The organism is Streptomyces sp. NPDC033165, from assembly GCF_055577965.1.
In genome coordinates this window covers 1-15,309 of sequence record NZ_JBVIPK010000030.1, presented here as the reverse complement: position 1 = coordinate 15,309, position 15,309 = coordinate 1, and the positions used below count along the sequence as shown (strand labels likewise).

Below are 15,309 nucleotides of genomic sequence, written 5' to 3'. Positions count from 1 at the left end.
AGCCCGCCCCCTTGTGGATACCGCATACCCCGGTGATACCGCACCGGCGAGAAGTCGTCAGCCCCTACGACATCACCAGTTCAACCTCAGTAACGCCGAACCTCTGACTCAGGTCACTAGTGTCCTGAGTCGTTAATTCGTGTGCAGTATGCGGTGAGGGTTTCGAGGATGCCGTCGGCGGTCTTGGTCCAGATGAACGGCTTGGGGTTCTTGTCCCACTCGTTGATCCAGCGGCGGATGTCTCGTTCGAGTTCGACGACGCTGCGGTGGGCCGAGCGGCGGAGTTTGCGGGAGGTCAGCTCGGCGAACCAGCGCTCGACGAGGTTGAGCCAGGACGCTGAGGTGGGGGTGAAGTGCAGGTGGAAGCGGGAGTGACGCAGCAGCCACTTCTTGACCGGCTCGGTCTTGTGGGTGGCGTAGTTGTCCAGGACCAGGTGGAGTTCGAGGTGCTTGGGGACTGCGGCGTCGATGACCTTCAGGAAGCGGAGGAACTCCTGGTGGCGGCGGCGGTAGTGCTGGGCGATGACCGAGCCGAAGGCGATGTCCAGGGCGGCGAACAGGCTGGTCGTGCCGTGCCGGACGTAGTCATGGGTCATCTTCGCCGGCGTGGTCGGTTCCATCGGCAGCACCGGCTGGGTTCGGTCCAGGGCCTGTATCTGCGACTTCTCATCCACCGCCAAAACCAGGGCGTTCTCCGGCGGGGACAGGTAAATGCCGACCACGTCGCGGACCTTGGTCACGAACTGCGGGTCGGTCGACAGCTTCCACGTCTGAACGATGTGGGGTTTGAGGCCGAACGCCCGCCAGATCCGCGAGACGGCCGACTGCGACATGTCCTCCGCCTCGGCCATCGAACGCGTCGACCAGTGCGAATCACCGGTCGGCGGCGTCTGGCCAAGCGTCCTGGCGACCAAGGCTTCGACCTGCTCGTCCGTGATCCTCCGCGGTGCCCCCGAGCGCGGCCGGTCCACCAGGCCCTCCAGCCGGTCCGCGGCGAACCGGGACCGCCACTTGCGCACTGTCCTCCCGCGAGATACCCAGGTCATCCGCGACCCGCGCGTTCGGCAAGCCTTCCGCACACGCCAGCACGATTCTCGATCGCAGCACCAGTGCCTGCGACGCGGTCTGCTTGCGCAACCAGCCACGCAGCAACCGGCGTTCGCGATCGGGCAACTCCAGCGGCAACGGCTTCGGACCAGGCATCGCCCCACCCTATAACCGCAAGCAAACTACCGCCTCAGGACACTAGATCGGACGGACCGAACGATCTGCAGGAACCCTTCCCTCCGGTGTAGTGGACGAGCGCCGTAGCCTCGCCTGATGAGGGTCTGTCAAACGAGTGGTGCATCTCGGGTTGTTGAGGGCTACTGACGTGCTGCGGCGAGCCGGCCGTCGGAGGTGACGTCGAAGGCGTTCAGGGCGGTCTTCCAGCGCATGGTCCAGCGGGCCTGGCCCTTGCCGGTCGGGTCCAGGGACATGATCGCCATGTAGAGGCACTTCAGGGCGGCCTGCTCATTCGGGAAGTGGCCGCAGGCCTTCACCGCCCGGGGGATCCTGGCGTTGACGGACTCGGTAGCGTTCGTGGTGCAGAAGATGCGGCGGATCTCGGTGTCGAAGCGGAGGAACGGGGCGAACTCCTCCCACGCATTCTCCCAGAGCCGGACGATCGCCGGATACTTCTTGCCCCACGCGTCGGCAGACTCCGCGAACCGTTCGAGTACGGCCTCCTCGGTCGCCGCGGTGCAGAGGGGCTTGAGGAGCTTGGCAATCTTGTCCCAGTCCTGGCGGGCTGCATAGCGGAAGGAGTTCCGCAGCAGGTGAAGCCGAACGGAAACAAGGTGTCGCTTCCGGCAGCGTGCCACGTTGACCTGGTATGGCGTTCTCGGAGGGGGAGCACGGCCAACTCACCGTGCCGTTCGCGATATTGCTGCCGCATCTGGACGAGCGGCAGCGACGTCTGCTGCTGGTAGCCGAGGCGAGGCTGCTGGGGCATGGAGGTGTCCGGGCCGTCGCGCGGGTCGCGGGGGTAAGATCCGCAGGTCGCTGATCAAGCCCTTCAGACGCTGGGTGCGCTCCTGGCTGGGGACCGTATCCAGCGCTCTGTCGAGCTTGGCCAGCAGGGCAGTGTAGGGGGCTCCATCGCCCGCGTATCCGCCGAAGCCGGAGATCCGCAAATAGCCCTGCCCGCTGGGGAGGTCGGCGTAGGCGATCCGCCCGGTGGCGAAGTCCTGGAGGTTCCGGGCGTCCTTGAGGTCGTGCGCCACGATGAACTTCTTGACCTTGGTGTCCAACTCCTCGGTGGGCAGGACGGTGCCGGGGCGAACCTGCGCGAAGACGCGATCGCCGTCCTGAACGGCAACATGGGAATCGTAGAGCGGCTCGACCATCTCACTGAAGACGGCGAAGAGCTCGTCCTTGGTCGGCTTCGCGTGCGCCTTGGGCCGGTATTGGTCGCGTACAGCGTGCCAGTCGATGCCCTTGGCGGAAAGGAAGGAGTAGTTCTCCTCGAAGGACGGCCAGAAGACGTCAAAGGCATCGAGCGGCCCCTTGGGGGCCGGACGCGTGCAGGCGTCGGGCAACTCCTGGATCCGGCGCAGGTTCCGGTCGCCGACGGAGCCGTCCACCCGCATGGACCCGCGGTCGCGGCCTCCTTGGGGGCGCACAGTGAGGACAGTGCCGTCGGGCGTGGTGTTGGTGCCGGGGCCGGTCCGCTGCGCGGAGTGGCCCTTGAGGCAGCTGACGGCGGTGGTCTGGTACTCCTGGAGGGTTCCGTTCCGGATGGATAGCACTGTGCCGTAGCCGTCCATGCACCAGATTCCGTCCGTGGTCGACTGGTGGGCAGCGGCGACCGGCGCAGCTCCGCCGGCGAGGGCCAGTGCGACGGCGGTCGCCGTGACAACGCGCACGATCTTGCCTTCTCTGTAGGCGGCTTGCTCGGGACAGACCCACGGTCGCCGACACGGCGTTCTCCCGGCCATCCGGCTGTCCGGTTGATCGAGGGTGGGGCCAGCCCCCCCCACTACCGGCAGCACCCAGGGGCCTCGCATTGAGGGACTGGCTTTACCCACGAGAACGGGTTCTGGCTCAACTTCTGTGGACCTGTTGCGGAGCGTTACTGGTGACGGCCCCGGTGGCGTGCACCGGAGAACGATCGTGCAGGCTGGACACATGGCCAGTCGCGTTGAGAAGTACCTCGCCCACCTTGATCGACTTTCCGGAGGAAGGGAGCCCCGTTTCTTCCCTGTCGAGTCGACCAAGCAGGGGCTGCGGGGCCTGACGGAGATCGTTTACGACGACCTGCCGGACGGGCTTCTCACCACGCTCACCTACGGCTTGTCGCTGGCAGAACATCCGGAATGGCAGCACGGCTCGCCGGAACTCTGCCTCAGCGTGAACTCGACCAACGTGATCTGGGCCCACGCGGTGGGCTTCCTTGCCGAGCAGCTCCGTGGCACCTGCCCATTCAGCTATGGCAGCACCATCAACTTCGGTGAGCGAATCGTGCCCGAGTCGGAGATGACGGCATTCTGCGTGTTCGCGCCGCTGGTCCTCGACAGAGCCGACTACCTGGGCATCGACGTTGGCGTTCCAGGACACGAGGGTCACGACGTGATCAACATCCAGGGGATGTACCCCATCCACGAGGTGGAGCGGCAGTTCATCAACGAGCACGGGCTTGAAGCCTTCTGGAAGAGCGGGTGGGAGCCCACTGACGTGCTGCGTAGCCCCGCGATCTGATCTGGATGCCTTGATGGGCGACATCACGCGAGCAGCACTCCTTTGCGTAGAAGTGCGAACCCAGCACGGCCGAACATCTGACGCTTGAGCATCTTGATCCGGTTGACATGGCCCTCGACAGTGCCCGAGCTCCAGGGCAGGGTCAGGCCGACGGTGACGGCGTTGAGGTCGCGGTGGATGCCGGCGGCGAGGGTGTGAAGGCTCGGCAGCTCGTCCCGCCGGACGGCATCGAGCCAGTCCGGCAGGCGCTCACCCTGGCGTTCGGTGAGCATGGTCGCGAAGAAGCGGACGTGCCGGGTGAGCGCGTCGAGTTCGGGGCAGTGAGCGCGGACGGTCTTGAGCTGGAGCTCTTCGGGCTCGGTGAGCGTTTCCGGACGCCGGAGGATCCATCCGGCGACCGTCCGGGGCGAGGGCGGCCGGGCGGTCGCCGACCGTGGCGAAGTGCGCTTGTCGTGGAGGTAGGCGCGGACGCGCTGGTAGCTGCCCTTGTAGCCGAGCGGCACGATCTCCTCCCACAGTTTCCAGGCATTGGCGCAGCCCTCGTTCCATCGGTCGTCGAGGTATGGCTTGTAGTCGTCGAGGACGGAGGGCCGGTTCTGCCACTGGCCGGTGAAGAGTTCCTCCGGCGTCGCAGCGTTGGCGAGCTGCTTGACGGTGCGGTAGGTCATGCCGAGCTGGCGCTGGATCGAGCGGCGGCTGTGGCCGGCCTCCAGCAGTGCGTGGACGGCAGCGTGCCGGGCACGGGTGCGGTCGGCGAACCGGTGTCCTCGCGGCCAGGGCGACCCGTCCGGGTCCTCGACAGGGGCGGGCGCGGGTTGAGGGACCGCGGGAACCAAGGATCGGAGGCAACTGCGGTGCTGGGCGACGCTCCGCTCGGCGGCTTCGCTCAGGTTGTGCCAGAGGTGCCACCGGTCCGCGACCTGGATGGCCTGCGGGGCACCGACGGTGGCACCTTCGGTGAAGAACGGCGCCCGACCCCGGCATACGACCTCGACGCCGGGCCGTTCGGTGAGCCAGGCTGCCAGGCTGGATGCCTCCCTGTCGGGCAGCAGATCCACGGGACGGCGGGTTCCGATGTCGACAAGGACGGTGCCGTAGTGGCGGCCCTTGCGCGTGGAGTACTCGTCGACGCCGACCACACGCGGGGCGGGCACCTCGGGCTCGGGGGAGGGCGTCGACCAGCCGCAGGACTGTGCTGCGGCTGACAGACACCCCGAGGACGGCGGCCAGGCGGGCGCCGGCTCGGCCAGCCAGGGCGAGGCCGATCGCGGCCAGGTTCGAACGCAGCCGCTCGGTCCACCGTGTCGGCGGGTCAGGCCGGGTATCTGCTCGATGAAGGTGCGGCGTGCGCAGCCCGAGTTTTCGCAGACGAACCGGCGGACCCTCAGCCGGAGAACATTGCTTCGTCCGGCGCTCGCCACATCAGCGGGAAACCGCAGGTAGGAGCCATGGACCCGATTCGACCAGACCCCGCACCCCGGACACTCAGCGCCATCCGTGATGCAGCGCGCTTCGAGGCGTACTAACGCGATGTCCACGTCCACCGACAGCACCGCGACATCCGCGATCGACGGGACCAACAGCTCCTCCAGCTGGAGCGCGACCTCTTCCACAGCACCGAACTGTCGGCCCAACCGCCCCGGGCACAGCTCATTTTCGGGCGACTTCGCGTACCACCCGGAGACGTCCACCCACTACTCAGAGTGGCCTGTCACAGAAGTTGAGCCAGAACCCGTTCTCGTGGGCAAAGCCAGTCGTGGTCTCCGCGCGAGCGGAGTCGAGCCGTGGTGTTGGGCTTCGATGGTTCCTGGAAAGGCGTAGTCTCCGCTCACCCGGAGGTGAGCCCCCCCAGGTTGCGGCGGAGTCGGGGGATGGCGCTTGTTTCGGAGGCGTACGGGGCAGGCATCATCCGGACAACCCCGCTCGCAGGGGCGCGAGGTCAGCCGTTTTCCCGGCCCGGTAGAGGTGCGCCCTCCAGGAAGGCGCGATAGGTATCGGCGGCTTCCGGCTGGATTTCAGGGTTGGAGAGGCCGTAGCGGGTGTCCGTGCGGTCCCGCTTCGGCCCGGAGATCCAGAACTCCTCGTCGGTCTGCACGTCGTAGAAGTTCGCATCGAACATTCCCCCTGCCCGGCGCAGTGTCCTCCCGTGAAAGTACGCAGTACTCCAGGTCTTCGAGAAGTCCACCCACCCGATCCACGAGGGTCCGCGGTCGGTGTTGTATCCAGTCTTCAACTGCACGAACATGAGACGTTGAGGCATACCCACAGGGTCCTGCAGAGACCTCTCTCGTGACCAGCCGTTTTGCGGGCACCTCCGCGCCCCCGCGGCACCGCCGACATAGGCTCGGGCAGGCGGCTGCGGCACGATGCGCTCGTTCACCTGGAAAGTGCTTGCTTCCTCTCAGCCGACAGAACCCCTGGCAAGCCCCACCGACGCAGCTCAGCAGCACTCTCCGCTTGGCCTGATCAAGATCCGCACAAGCCCGCTCGTGAAAGCCCGAGGCTGATGCGGTCTGTCAAGCTCTGAGAGCGGTGGGCGTTCGCGGCATCATCCGTCGCGGAGGAGTGGAGTGCTCAGAGGACGTTGACGTGGCATCGCGCAGGCTGCGTGCGGCCGGTGCCGGTGTCGTCGGTAGCAACAGGGGCGACGGCACCGGCACCGGCCTCCTGTGTTATCAGCCCGTCATGACGGCGCCGCCACCAGAGCCATGACCTTCACGCGCAGGGGATGACTGCCGTCACCCGTGGTCAAGCGGCAGAGCTGAGCTGTCCTGGCCGCTGACCACCTGGCAGGGCTGGCTCCGCTTCGCGACCACCTGCCCCGTCGTCCCTCCCCGGCCCGGCGACCCGCCCCGCAGCACAGAGGAACGCCTGGCCTACCACTCCGCGTTTGTCACCATCCGCACCCCCGCCATCCACGCCCTGGCCACCCAGCACGAAGCCCCCGACCTGTTTGGGGCCGGGGCGGCGCATTCGTGCTGCGGTGGGCAGCCAACGTACCGGCAGGTCGGCAGGGTGGGGTCCTCGCGGATGCCGGAGCAGTACGGGCACCGGGAGGAACGATAGTCAAGGGGCGCGCCGCCGCAGAGGTCGGAGTGGAGCTGGGCGAGGCCGCGGGCTCCGAGCTCGCGGAGCAGGGCGTCGACTGTGAGCACCTGAACGTCGATGCCGGTGTGGTCTCCAGGGACGCCCCGGAGCTCTTCTCCCATCTGAAGAGTCCCGCAAGGTCAAGCACACGTTCATCGACACCCCGGATGCATGGACCTTCCCGAGGACGAGATGTGCTCGAAGGAGAAGGGCAGATCAGTGCCGACACGTTCCGAGCACCAAGGTGCCCGTAGGCCAAGGTCCTGCGCGTCTCGGTTGCTGCGTCCTACTCCGGTCAAGGACCGCGGTAGGTGCCGAAGGTCCACAGGTTGCCCTCCGGGTCCCGCACCGTGCATACGTACGCCGCCGCGCCTGACCCGAACCGGGTCTCATGCGGCGCTTCGAGGACCTCGCCGCCGGCGCCGACCACTCGCCGGTGCACCGCATCCACGTCATCGCTCACCACGTAGACCGCGCTGGTTCCCGCCCGCATCCGCCCGTGCACGCTGTCCGTGTGCCGGGTCGAACCGAACACCAACGCACCACCGCCAGGCCAGCGCAGCTCCGCGTGCCCGATTCCGCCGTGCTCGTCCGACACGGCGACCGCCTGCTCGAACCCCAGCACATGGACCAGGAAGCGCAGCGCCGCCTTCGTGTCGTCGTAGTGCAGGACCGGCCATACAGAGGACAGGGAGGCATCGGGCGACATGCCGCTCATCGTAGGCGTCTGGCTCATGGATGCCCCCGTGTCGTCCAAGAACATTTTACTCAACGCGCTGACTTGCCAAGGGGCAGGAAGCCGACCGGGGTAGGAGTCGTCGTCGGTTTGTCGTCGCTCCCGGCGACGTGCAGGCCGCGGTGGATGACGAAGCGATTCTCCACCGCGTCCGCGCCGGGGGCCAGATGCATTCGGTAGGGAGGGCACTGCCGTCGTCGCTCTCGCTGGTCTCCATCGCGTACAGGGGCGTGGTCAAGCGGTCCCGGTCCCCCCTTGGCGGCGGCGGTCAGGAGCGCGATGTCGGGCCTCGTACGGGCCGGAGAACAGCTGATGGTCGCTGAGTAGCTGTTGTCGTTGCGATCTTGAGGGGTGTGTCGAACGGGAGTCTCGGTCGGGTGATCGCAGCTGGTCGCGGGCATGAAGGCAGGGCCTCTTGGTAGCTCGGGGTTGCGAAGCCAACCGTGATCCAGGAGACCCTGTTGCCGCAGTTGTACGTGCTCGCGCCGGTGGAGTTCAACTCGGCCGCACCGACGTGTGGTTGTGTCGCTCACCGGTTCGCAAACGCGGCCGATCGCCCGGAACGTGTTCGGCGGTATCCCCTCGGACATGACGGACGCGGAGTGGGCCGTGGTCCGGCCGCTGCTGCCGGTGCCCGGCTGGCTGCGCGGCCGGGGCGGGCAGCCGGAGGCGTACTGCCACCGGGCGATACTGGACGCGATCCGCTAGCTCGTCGACAACGGGATCAAGTGGCGGGCCATGCCCGCGGACTTCCCGCCATCGGACCGGGCATACGCATTCTTCCGCCGCTGGTGCGACCACGGCCTGGTCCAGGAGTTCCACAACCGGCTGCGATCGGGGATCCGCGAGATGGAGGGGCGCGACACGGAGCCGACGGCCGGCGTGATCGACTCGCAGTCCGTCAAGGCGGATGCCGTCGTCGGCTCCGACAGCCGTGGCTTCGACGGCGGCAAGCTGATCAACGGACGCAAACGGCACGTCGTGGCCGACACCCTCGGCCTGCTGCTGGGCGTGATGGTCACCGCCGCGGACACCGGCGACCGCGCCGTCGCCCAGGTCCTGCTCGGGCAGGCCGCCGACGCGCACCACCGGCTGGAACTGGTCTGGGCCGACGACTGCTACACCGGCCCCCTCGTCGAGCACTGCCTGGCCACGCTCACCCTGGTCCTCGCGATCGTCAAACGCAGCGACGACATGCGCGGCTTCGTGGTCCTGCCCAAGCGGTGGATCGTCGAGCGGCTCTTCGCCCACCTGATGCGCACCCGCCGCCTGGCACGCGACTACGAGCGCCGCACCACCAGCGCCGAGACGATGAACTACTGGTCGATGACCCTGCTCATGACCCGCCGCCTCGCCCGGCCACACCCTGCGCGACCATGAAGCGGCCCGGCGCGGGCTCAGTCAGCCAGCCCCGCGCGACCAGGCGTTTCGCCTTCGACCTCAGTGCCTCCACCTAGGCCGGCACCGCGTCCATGCCGAACATGGCGGCCATCTCCTGGCAGGTCAGCGGCCCTTGATGGAGCCGGTCCCGGTCCGCGAGCGCGGTGAGGATGCGCTGGTAGTCCACCGACAGCACCGACCAGGCCAGCCCCTCACGCCACACCGGCACCTGCGACTTCGGCTTCGCCGCATCCCGGGGCGCCGCCTGCCCGCCCGCAGCCCCCGGATCCGGGACATCCCCCGTGTCGGCAGTGCTACCGCCGTCCGGAGCCAGCACCGCATCGACCCGCCTGCGGGCGATCACCCACTCCTGCCACTCCAGCTCGGCCACGGCCAGCTCGGCCTGGATACGGTCGGCCTCCTCACGCAGCCCGCCGACCCGACAGCGAGCTGCGAGCTCGTGCTGTTCCAGCAGTCCGACAACCGACGGCATCCGCAACCTCCCGGGGAGCAACGACACGACAGGTCACGACGCCCACAGAATCACCGCCCCTACTCCTCACCAGAGAAAACACCGCCCTCAAGTCCGGAAAGACAACAACTTCTGACGTCAGGTGAAGCCGGGCACGCGGAGAACCCGAACCCGGCACGGTGGTGGTCTTCCGCCCCTCCAGCACGGCATCGCGAGCCGATCGACGTCCTGGAGGCGTGCCGGGCCCGGGTGTACGGGCCAAGGGGCAGCCGGGTGTAGCCGTCGGTGGTGTCGTCGCGTTCACGGGCTTCGATGTAGATGGCGTCTTTCGCGGGTTCCATGCCGATGTCGCTGTGGAGGTGCAGGCCTGCGGCGGCGTGGGTGAGTGGTGCGTAGGCGGGTTCCAGGCTCCGAGGATCTTGGTTGTCTCGCAGCTCAGCCGGCCCAGCTTCCGGTCGCGGGCTCCGTAGGTCGCGTACGGGCCCGCGGGGTGCTCCAGGGTGACGGCGAGGAGGTCAGGACCGTGGTCGTCGCCGGGCCGGGTGTGGGCGCGTTCGATGAACGGACCGACCCTGACGGAGATGGTCTGGTAGCGGCCGGGCCTTCAGGGCTCCGGGGAACGGAGGGCAGTGATGGCGGGGAGGGGCGCGAACCCTCCGTTGGTGGCCTGGTCTGCTGGTGAAGAGTCGGTGTTCCGACCCTGAGCAAATTCCTCTGCCAACCGCGACGTCAGACCGCACTCGGCCGGCGCAGCACGAGAGGTACCGCGGCGATCTGCACGCCAGGCTCGCCAAGGATCAACCACCCCACAGCGAGCGGAGCATTCCCTCATGGGCATCAAGGATGAGATGCAGAACATGGCGAACAAGACCAAAAAGAGTTGCAGAGCAAGCAGAACGAGGCTCGCGGCCGCGGCCGGACCGAGCAGGACCGTCTGCGCGAACGTGCGGATGAAGCCCGCCAGAGCGGTCAGCGCAGCTTCGATGACGTCCAGGACGAGATGGACGACAGGCGCTGACTCTCTGCGCCAGAGCTGGGCCCGCATCCACACCTTGATGATTCGGGTCCAACCACACTTGGCTTGACTCTGTCGGGGCTCTTGGAGTTGTCCAGATCGGGTGCGCGGAGTTCACCAGGATTTCGGTCGGGGCAGCTCACGCTGGTCGAGGTGGTCTGGAAGGCGGTCGGTCGGCGGGGTGTAGGTGCTCCCTCGACCGGTGGTAGTCCGTTGAGGTGCTCGATGTGGACGGCGATGGCCAATCAGGACTCGTTGGATGTGAGCGTTCCCTATCCGCGGTAGCGGCAGCGTTGTATGCCGTGTCCATGGGCGAACTCGTTGACCGTGCCCTCCACTCCGGAGCGGACCGCGTAGCGGGACTTCCACTGGGGCATCTGTTGCTCGGCGCGGACGCGGAGTTACAGGTCGGAGTTCTCGTGGGGGAAGCCCACGGTGCGGGCGCTGTCTGCGGTGGTAGCGCACCGGGAGCGGGACGGGCAGGGGGCCGACACTGGCTCTTGGTGAACCTGGCCACGGTCAGGGGGGATTCGGTGGGCGAGTAGGGGCGGGTAGGGCCCGGGCCCGTGCCAGCCCTGCTCGCCGTCTGGCCCAGAAGGATTCCGATCAGGCCGTCGAAGGTGCTCGACGTGCCGAGGCCGCCGCCTCCCTACCTGCCAAGCGACGTGTCCGCGTCGGCCGGATCATCAGCATCGGCGGCAACGGCGTGCACGACTCGGGGGTGGGCCGATCGTCGAGCTGGGGACTGCTCCCACAGGGAGTTGAGCCAGAACCTGTCAGGTGACAGCACTTGTGCACGGGTTCCGACTGTGTTCGGGGATCGGCTCGCTCGGGACTGTTGACGAGGAGGGACGGCGCTCCTGGCCGCTCACCGTCCCGTCAGCTATTCGTTTTGGTGGGATGGGGTCCGCCCGTAGGCTTCATGCATGGCAGACGAAGGTGAACGGGCTGTTCAGGCGGCAATCGCGGCGGAGATGCGGCTTCTCGACCCTGCCGTACGCGCTTCCCCGGTCCTGGTCTCGGAGCTTCTGGACCCGGAGTTCATCGAGTTCGGAGTGTCTGGCAGGCGCTGGGATGCGACGTCGATTCTCACCGTGACGAGTGCCGGTTCAGTGGCCCCGGAGTCTCCGGTCAAGGTCAGCGAGATGTCCGGGGTCGTACTCGCTCCGGGGATCGTTCACTTGACGTACTTCGCCGACAACAGCGGGCGCCGAGCATGGCGGAGCTCCTTGTGGCGTCTGACGGGAACGGGCTGGCGTATGTACTTTCACCAGGCGACCTTGGCGAGCTGACCGAAGGATGGTCCGCCGCCCGTGCGAGCGGCGGACCATCGAGGGAGGTAGCGGCAGAGATCAGCCGACCTTGGCGGGCTCCTCGGCTCCGGCTCGGGTATTGGCGTAGCGGTAGGAGTCGATGCCGGTCTCGACGACGGTTCCGTCGCAAGCACGGCGCCTACGACGGCCCACTCGTGGCCTTCCTTGCGTCGATGACGCGCTCTGGATCACCCGGAGGCACGATCCTCTCTCCGGCAGCAGGCGCTGCCGCCACGCGCTCTTCGCCGCTGGCCCGAAAACGGCCGGAGCCGTTACTCAAGGTCAGCGAGGGGTGAGGAGGCAGAACTCGTTGCCTTCCGGATCGGCCAGAACCGTCCAGGAGATTGCGAACTGGTCGATACCAGGGTCGGTGGCGCCCAGAGCGCGCAGTCGTGCTTCCTCTGCACCCAGGTCCTCCCCGGGGTAGGGGCAAACGTCGAGGTGAACGCGGTTCCACACGCTCTTGGTGTCGGGGGTGCGGAGGAACTCCAGGTAGGGGCCGACGCCTTTGGCGGAACGCATGGCCGCGCGGTCGTCGGTGACCTCATGCAGCGTCCAGTCCATCGCCTCGCCCCAGAACCGGGCCATGCCCCGTGGGTCGGTGCAGTCGACCACCACTGCGCCGATCGGCCCGGCGCCCCGGTAGATCGGACGAGGCTCCAGGACGCAGAACTCGTTGCCCTCCGGGTCGGCCATGACCGTCCAGGGGACGTCACCCTGACCCACGTCAGCGAGCGTCGCGCCGAGATCCTTCAGGCGCGCCACCAATTCCGCCTGATGGGCTGTCGAGGTAGTGGCCAGATCAAGGTGCACCCGGTTCTTCACCGTTTTGGGTTCCGGGCGGGCAATGATGTCGATGCAGACGGCCACGGGGTCGGGGTAGACGAAGCCCACGGGTTCGAGGTTGGTCACCCCGGGCCCCTCGCTGTCGACACCCCAACCCAGTGCCTCCGCCCAAAACCGGCCGAGCATGGAGTCATCCTGGGCCTTCATATTGATCTGCACGAGTCTTGTTGCCATGCCTCAGATCCTAGAAGCTGCCGTCGGCCCGAACCGCCGTGATCGGAGATGCGCTCGAACCGGTGCTGGCGTCGTCGCCTCTTCTCTGCATCGCCACGGCCAGCCAGCCCGCAGGAATTCCTCGAACAGCTCGGCCAACGGACCACGAACCAGCGCGGATCATCGGCCGAGACTCAAACCCCGTATCCGGTCCCGGTGAAACGATCTCGATCGTCGAGTGACGTCATTCCCGATGAACATCCGCAGCTGTCGGCGTACTCCTGTGTGCGCTCCGCCAAGTACGGAGGCAAGTACGGAGATACGTGCACCAGCAGCAAGGCCGTGAGCCGGTCCCGTCAACCGGCGGGCATCACGGTGGCAGGGCGATGAACCTCCAGGATGACTGCGGTGCCGGCCACGGTTCGGTCCTCGTGCATGGCGATCTGCTGGCCGGGCTGGAGGAGCGTCCAGTGGGAGGGAGTGAGGGGCACGAGGCGAACCGTGGCTCGGCCGCCGGGCTCCAGAACGGGCATGTTCTCAACCCAGAGCAAGGCGATGCTGACCGCACGTCCACCGGTGGGCGAGAGATGCCCGATGTCCCACTTGGGCCGCAGAACACCGGCGCCGGAAATTGCCGTGGTGCGTCGCGCCTCAGCGGCAGGACGGAGCGTCAGATCCGCCCGGATCACGCCGTGCCGAATCTCCGAGCAGCGCCAACGACACCAGGCCGCGCTCCGCTCTAGCCTGAGCTGCTCAGCCGCGTCGGCCAGCTTCTCCCAGAACACCAGCGGGAGCGTGCGACCGTCCCCGAGCTCCTCCAGCAGTCCCAGGGCAATCTCCCACTCGTCGTGGACAAGGTAGTCCCAGATGTCCCGCGCCGTGATGTCGTTCTCCGAAGCGGTCTCTTCCGGAACCAGCAGAGAAGCTGATTCGAGCAACTCAAGGACATCCATGCACTCATTGTCGATCACCCGAACGGCTACGCTGCGCTCTCCTGGTCCCACTCGATCGCAGCGAGCCGGGTTCCTGAGCCGGTACCTGGGGCCGTTCACGGAAATCACGTCGTAACCCACCCAGAGCGCGGCGGCGCCGTGCAATCCCTCGCTCGCGCTGAGCACCATCCCTGCGGCGGGCTCGCGTACGAGACGCGGCCCGGTGCGCAGGCACGCCGCCTCGGTCCGGCACCACGCGATCAGGGGGGCCTGGTGCGGAACCCGTCGTAGACCGCGTGGCCAGCGGCGGGCGGCGAACGTCTTCCGCCCCACGGCCGAGACCATCGCGGTGCGGCTCGTGCGGTGGCCAGCAGCACCGCCGCGAGACTTCCGGACGTACCGGTGATCAGCCGCGCCTCGGCCTGACGGAGTGAAGCGAGGTCGGCGGCGGCGCTGTACTGGACGATCACGAGGCTGCCCGGCCACGATGTGGCGAGCGCGGCCAGGGTTCACTGGTGGTGATCGCCCGCGTGGTGCGTGTACGGCTCGATCAGCACCAACGGGCCCGCGGTCATCCGGCGACCGCCTGCTCGCCGTGCAGGGCAGTGAAGTGCTTCTTCAGCCGGGCCGGATCGTTGAGGGCGCAGAACTCCACCCTGCCAGGTGGCGCGGCCAGCACGTCAACGGCGTCGCCCATCTGTCGCAGTGCGCTCGCGCGGATCAGTTTGAGGCCGCCGCAGCTGAAGGTCGGGCCGTTGACTGGGCTGGCCACCTGCCACACCCACATCGAAACGCCATCGGCCAACGGCTCGACCGCGGCGGTGGGAAGCGCTGAGTCGATGGAGTCGATGGAGAAGTCCCCGTCAGCGAGGAAGACCTGCTCGCTGACGGCCCGTTCGGCAGTGATCCGGAAGGCGCGGCGCATCCCACGTACTCCGTGAAGGCGTTTGACGGTGCCACCCAACACCCGGCTCAGCCGGGAGTGCAGGGTGTTCGCCATCAGCTCGTCGTACGACAGCAGCACCGCGTCGAACCGGCTGGTCACGCAATCGCCTCCAGGTAGCGGGCCGCGGCGACGGCTGGGGTGAACTCGGCGGTGAAGGCGTGCGTGCGCTTGGCGTGCACCCTGTAGAACGCCGGGTCTGTGGCAAGCCTCCGGGCGATCTGCACGGCCTGGTTGGCGGTGTCGAAGAGGAGGCCGTCGTTGATGTGCTCGGCGAGCCATCCGGTGCGCTGGGCGGTCGCGGGCAGGCCTATGCCCTGGCAGTCGAAAACGGACATCGACCAGAGGCAGCCCGCACAGAATGGGGCGATGGCGAAGTGTGCGCCGGCCAGGAGGTGCGGTAGCGGACGCGGTCCTCGCGGTCGCAGGCCATGCTCAGCCCGGGCAGGGCATCGAGCTCGTCGCCGTGCCGCTCGGGGCTGGGGTCGAGCCGCCGACCCGTTGCGTGCTGCGAGTGCCGGACAAATCCATCACCGTCAGCCGCACCGGCGACTCGGCGACGAGCCGCCGTGCCAGGGCAGCGAACTGGGCGGTGCCTTAGAGGTCATCTCATTTGGGTGGCTCGGTAGTCTGTGAGTCATGGTGGGGATCGTTGAGCGGTTGGTGCCAGACGAGTTGTGGGACTTGTTCCAGC

Annotated in this window: 13 protein-coding genes and 4 pseudogenes; 4 read left to right on the top strand and 13 right to left on the bottom strand. The window is 67.4% G+C overall.

The features are described 5' to 3' along the window. Nucleotides 1-116: 116 nt before the first annotated feature. The 3 pseudogenes from ACZ5WC_RS32985 to ACZ5WC_RS32975 form a co-directional block, all read right to left on the bottom strand. Nucleotides 117-1,203, bottom strand: a pseudogene (locus ACZ5WC_RS32985) (IS630 family transposase). Between the two features lie 161 nt (nucleotides 1,204-1,364). Next, nucleotides 1,365-1,823: pseudogene (locus ACZ5WC_RS32980) on the bottom strand (transposase); the annotation flags it as partial. 207 nt (nucleotides 1,824-2,030) lie between these two features. Beyond that, nucleotides 2,031-2,906, bottom strand: a pseudogene (locus ACZ5WC_RS32975) (S41 family peptidase); the annotation flags it as partial. Nucleotides 2,907-3,168: 262 nt separating this feature from the next. On the opposite strand from ACZ5WC_RS32975, the gene ACZ5WC_RS32970 reads away from it, so the two are divergent. Next, nucleotides 3,169-3,738: a suppressor of fused domain protein gene (locus ACZ5WC_RS32970; protein ID WP_468544269.1), complete on the top strand. Its 570-nt coding sequence runs from the start codon at nucleotides 3,169-3,171 to the stop codon at nucleotides 3,736-3,738. Between the two features lie 23 nt (nucleotides 3,739-3,761). On the opposite strand, the gene ACZ5WC_RS32965 is transcribed toward ACZ5WC_RS32970, so the two are convergent. From ACZ5WC_RS32965 to ACZ5WC_RS32955, 3 genes are all read right to left on the bottom strand, one after another. Beyond that, complete coding sequence (locus ACZ5WC_RS32965; protein ID WP_468544268.1) at nucleotides 3,762-5,351, bottom strand: ISL3 family transposase; 1,590 nt, start codon at nucleotides 5,349-5,351, stop codon at nucleotides 3,762-3,764. A 326-nt stretch (nucleotides 5,352-5,677) separates the two neighbouring features. Next, on the bottom strand, nucleotides 5,678-5,923 hold the full coding sequence (locus ACZ5WC_RS32960) for a hypothetical protein (protein ID WP_468544267.1): 246 nt from the start codon (nucleotides 5,921-5,923) through the stop codon (nucleotides 5,678-5,680). Between the two features lie 1,197 nt (nucleotides 5,924-7,120). Next, the gene (locus ACZ5WC_RS32955) at nucleotides 7,121-7,561 is read right to left on the bottom strand and encodes a VOC family protein (protein ID WP_468544266.1); all 441 of its coding nucleotides are present in this window, start codon (nucleotides 7,559-7,561) and stop codon (nucleotides 7,121-7,123) included. Nucleotides 7,562-8,299: 738 nt separating this feature from the next. On the opposite strand from ACZ5WC_RS32955, the gene ACZ5WC_RS32950 reads away from it, so the two are divergent. Further along, on the top strand, nucleotides 8,300-8,941 hold the full coding sequence (locus ACZ5WC_RS32950; RefSeq protein ID WP_468544265.1) for an IS5 family transposase: 642 nt from the start codon (nucleotides 8,300-8,302) through the stop codon (nucleotides 8,939-8,941). Here ACZ5WC_RS32950 and ACZ5WC_RS32945 read toward each other — a convergent pair. Beyond that, nucleotides 8,898-9,434 (bottom strand): annotated as a pseudogene (locus tag ACZ5WC_RS32945) (hypothetical protein). The gene ACZ5WC_RS32950 and the pseudogene ACZ5WC_RS32945 overlap by 44 nt on opposite strands. Nucleotides 9,435-10,293: 859 nt before the next feature. On the opposite strand from ACZ5WC_RS32945, the gene ACZ5WC_RS32940 reads away from it, so the two are divergent. After that, a complete protein-coding gene (locus ACZ5WC_RS32940; protein ID WP_468544264.1) occupies nucleotides 10,294-10,431 on the top strand; it encodes a hypothetical protein in 138 nt (45 codons plus the stop codon). Between the two features lie 269 nt (nucleotides 10,432-10,700). On the opposite strand, the gene ACZ5WC_RS32935 is transcribed toward ACZ5WC_RS32940, so the two are convergent. Then, complete coding sequence (locus tag ACZ5WC_RS32935; protein WP_468544263.1) at nucleotides 10,701-10,805, bottom strand: hypothetical protein; 105 nt, start codon at nucleotides 10,803-10,805, stop codon at nucleotides 10,701-10,703. A 549-nt stretch (nucleotides 10,806-11,354) separates the two neighbouring features. Between ACZ5WC_RS32935 and ACZ5WC_RS32930 the strand changes: the two genes are divergently transcribed. Further along, on the top strand, nucleotides 11,355-11,720 hold the full coding sequence (locus ACZ5WC_RS32930; RefSeq protein WP_468544262.1) for a nuclear transport factor 2 family protein: 366 nt from the start codon (nucleotides 11,355-11,357) through the stop codon (nucleotides 11,718-11,720). Nucleotides 11,721-11,780: 60 nt separating this feature from the next. Here the strand turns inward: ACZ5WC_RS32930 and ACZ5WC_RS32925 are convergent, their stop codons facing one another. The 5 genes from ACZ5WC_RS32925 to ACZ5WC_RS32905 form a co-directional block, all read right to left on the bottom strand. Beyond that, nucleotides 11,781-11,894, bottom strand: a complete 114-nt coding sequence (locus ACZ5WC_RS32925) for an ATPase (protein ID WP_468544261.1) — start codon at nucleotides 11,892-11,894, stop codon at nucleotides 11,781-11,783. Nucleotides 11,895-12,023: 129 nt separating this feature from the next. Next, the gene (locus ACZ5WC_RS32920) at nucleotides 12,024-12,761 is read right to left on the bottom strand and encodes a VOC family protein (RefSeq protein WP_468544260.1); all 738 of its coding nucleotides are present in this window, start codon (nucleotides 12,759-12,761) and stop codon (nucleotides 12,024-12,026) included. 335 nt (nucleotides 12,762-13,096) lie between these two features. Further along, on the bottom strand, nucleotides 13,097-13,693 hold the full coding sequence (locus ACZ5WC_RS32915) for a hypothetical protein (RefSeq protein WP_468544259.1): 597 nt from the start codon (nucleotides 13,691-13,693) through the stop codon (nucleotides 13,097-13,099). 550 nt (nucleotides 13,694-14,243) lie between these two features. Next, nucleotides 14,244-14,717 carry a hypothetical protein gene (locus tag ACZ5WC_RS32910; protein ID WP_468544258.1) on the bottom strand — a complete coding sequence of 158 codons (474 nt, stop codon included), beginning with the start codon at nucleotides 14,715-14,717 and terminating at the stop codon, nucleotides 14,244-14,246. Then, a complete protein-coding gene (locus ACZ5WC_RS32905; protein WP_468544257.1) occupies nucleotides 14,714-14,953 on the bottom strand; it encodes a hypothetical protein in 240 nt (79 codons plus the stop codon). Before ACZ5WC_RS32905 ends, ACZ5WC_RS32910 begins: the two co-directional genes overlap by 4 nt. Nucleotides 14,954-15,309: the final 356 nt, after the last annotated feature.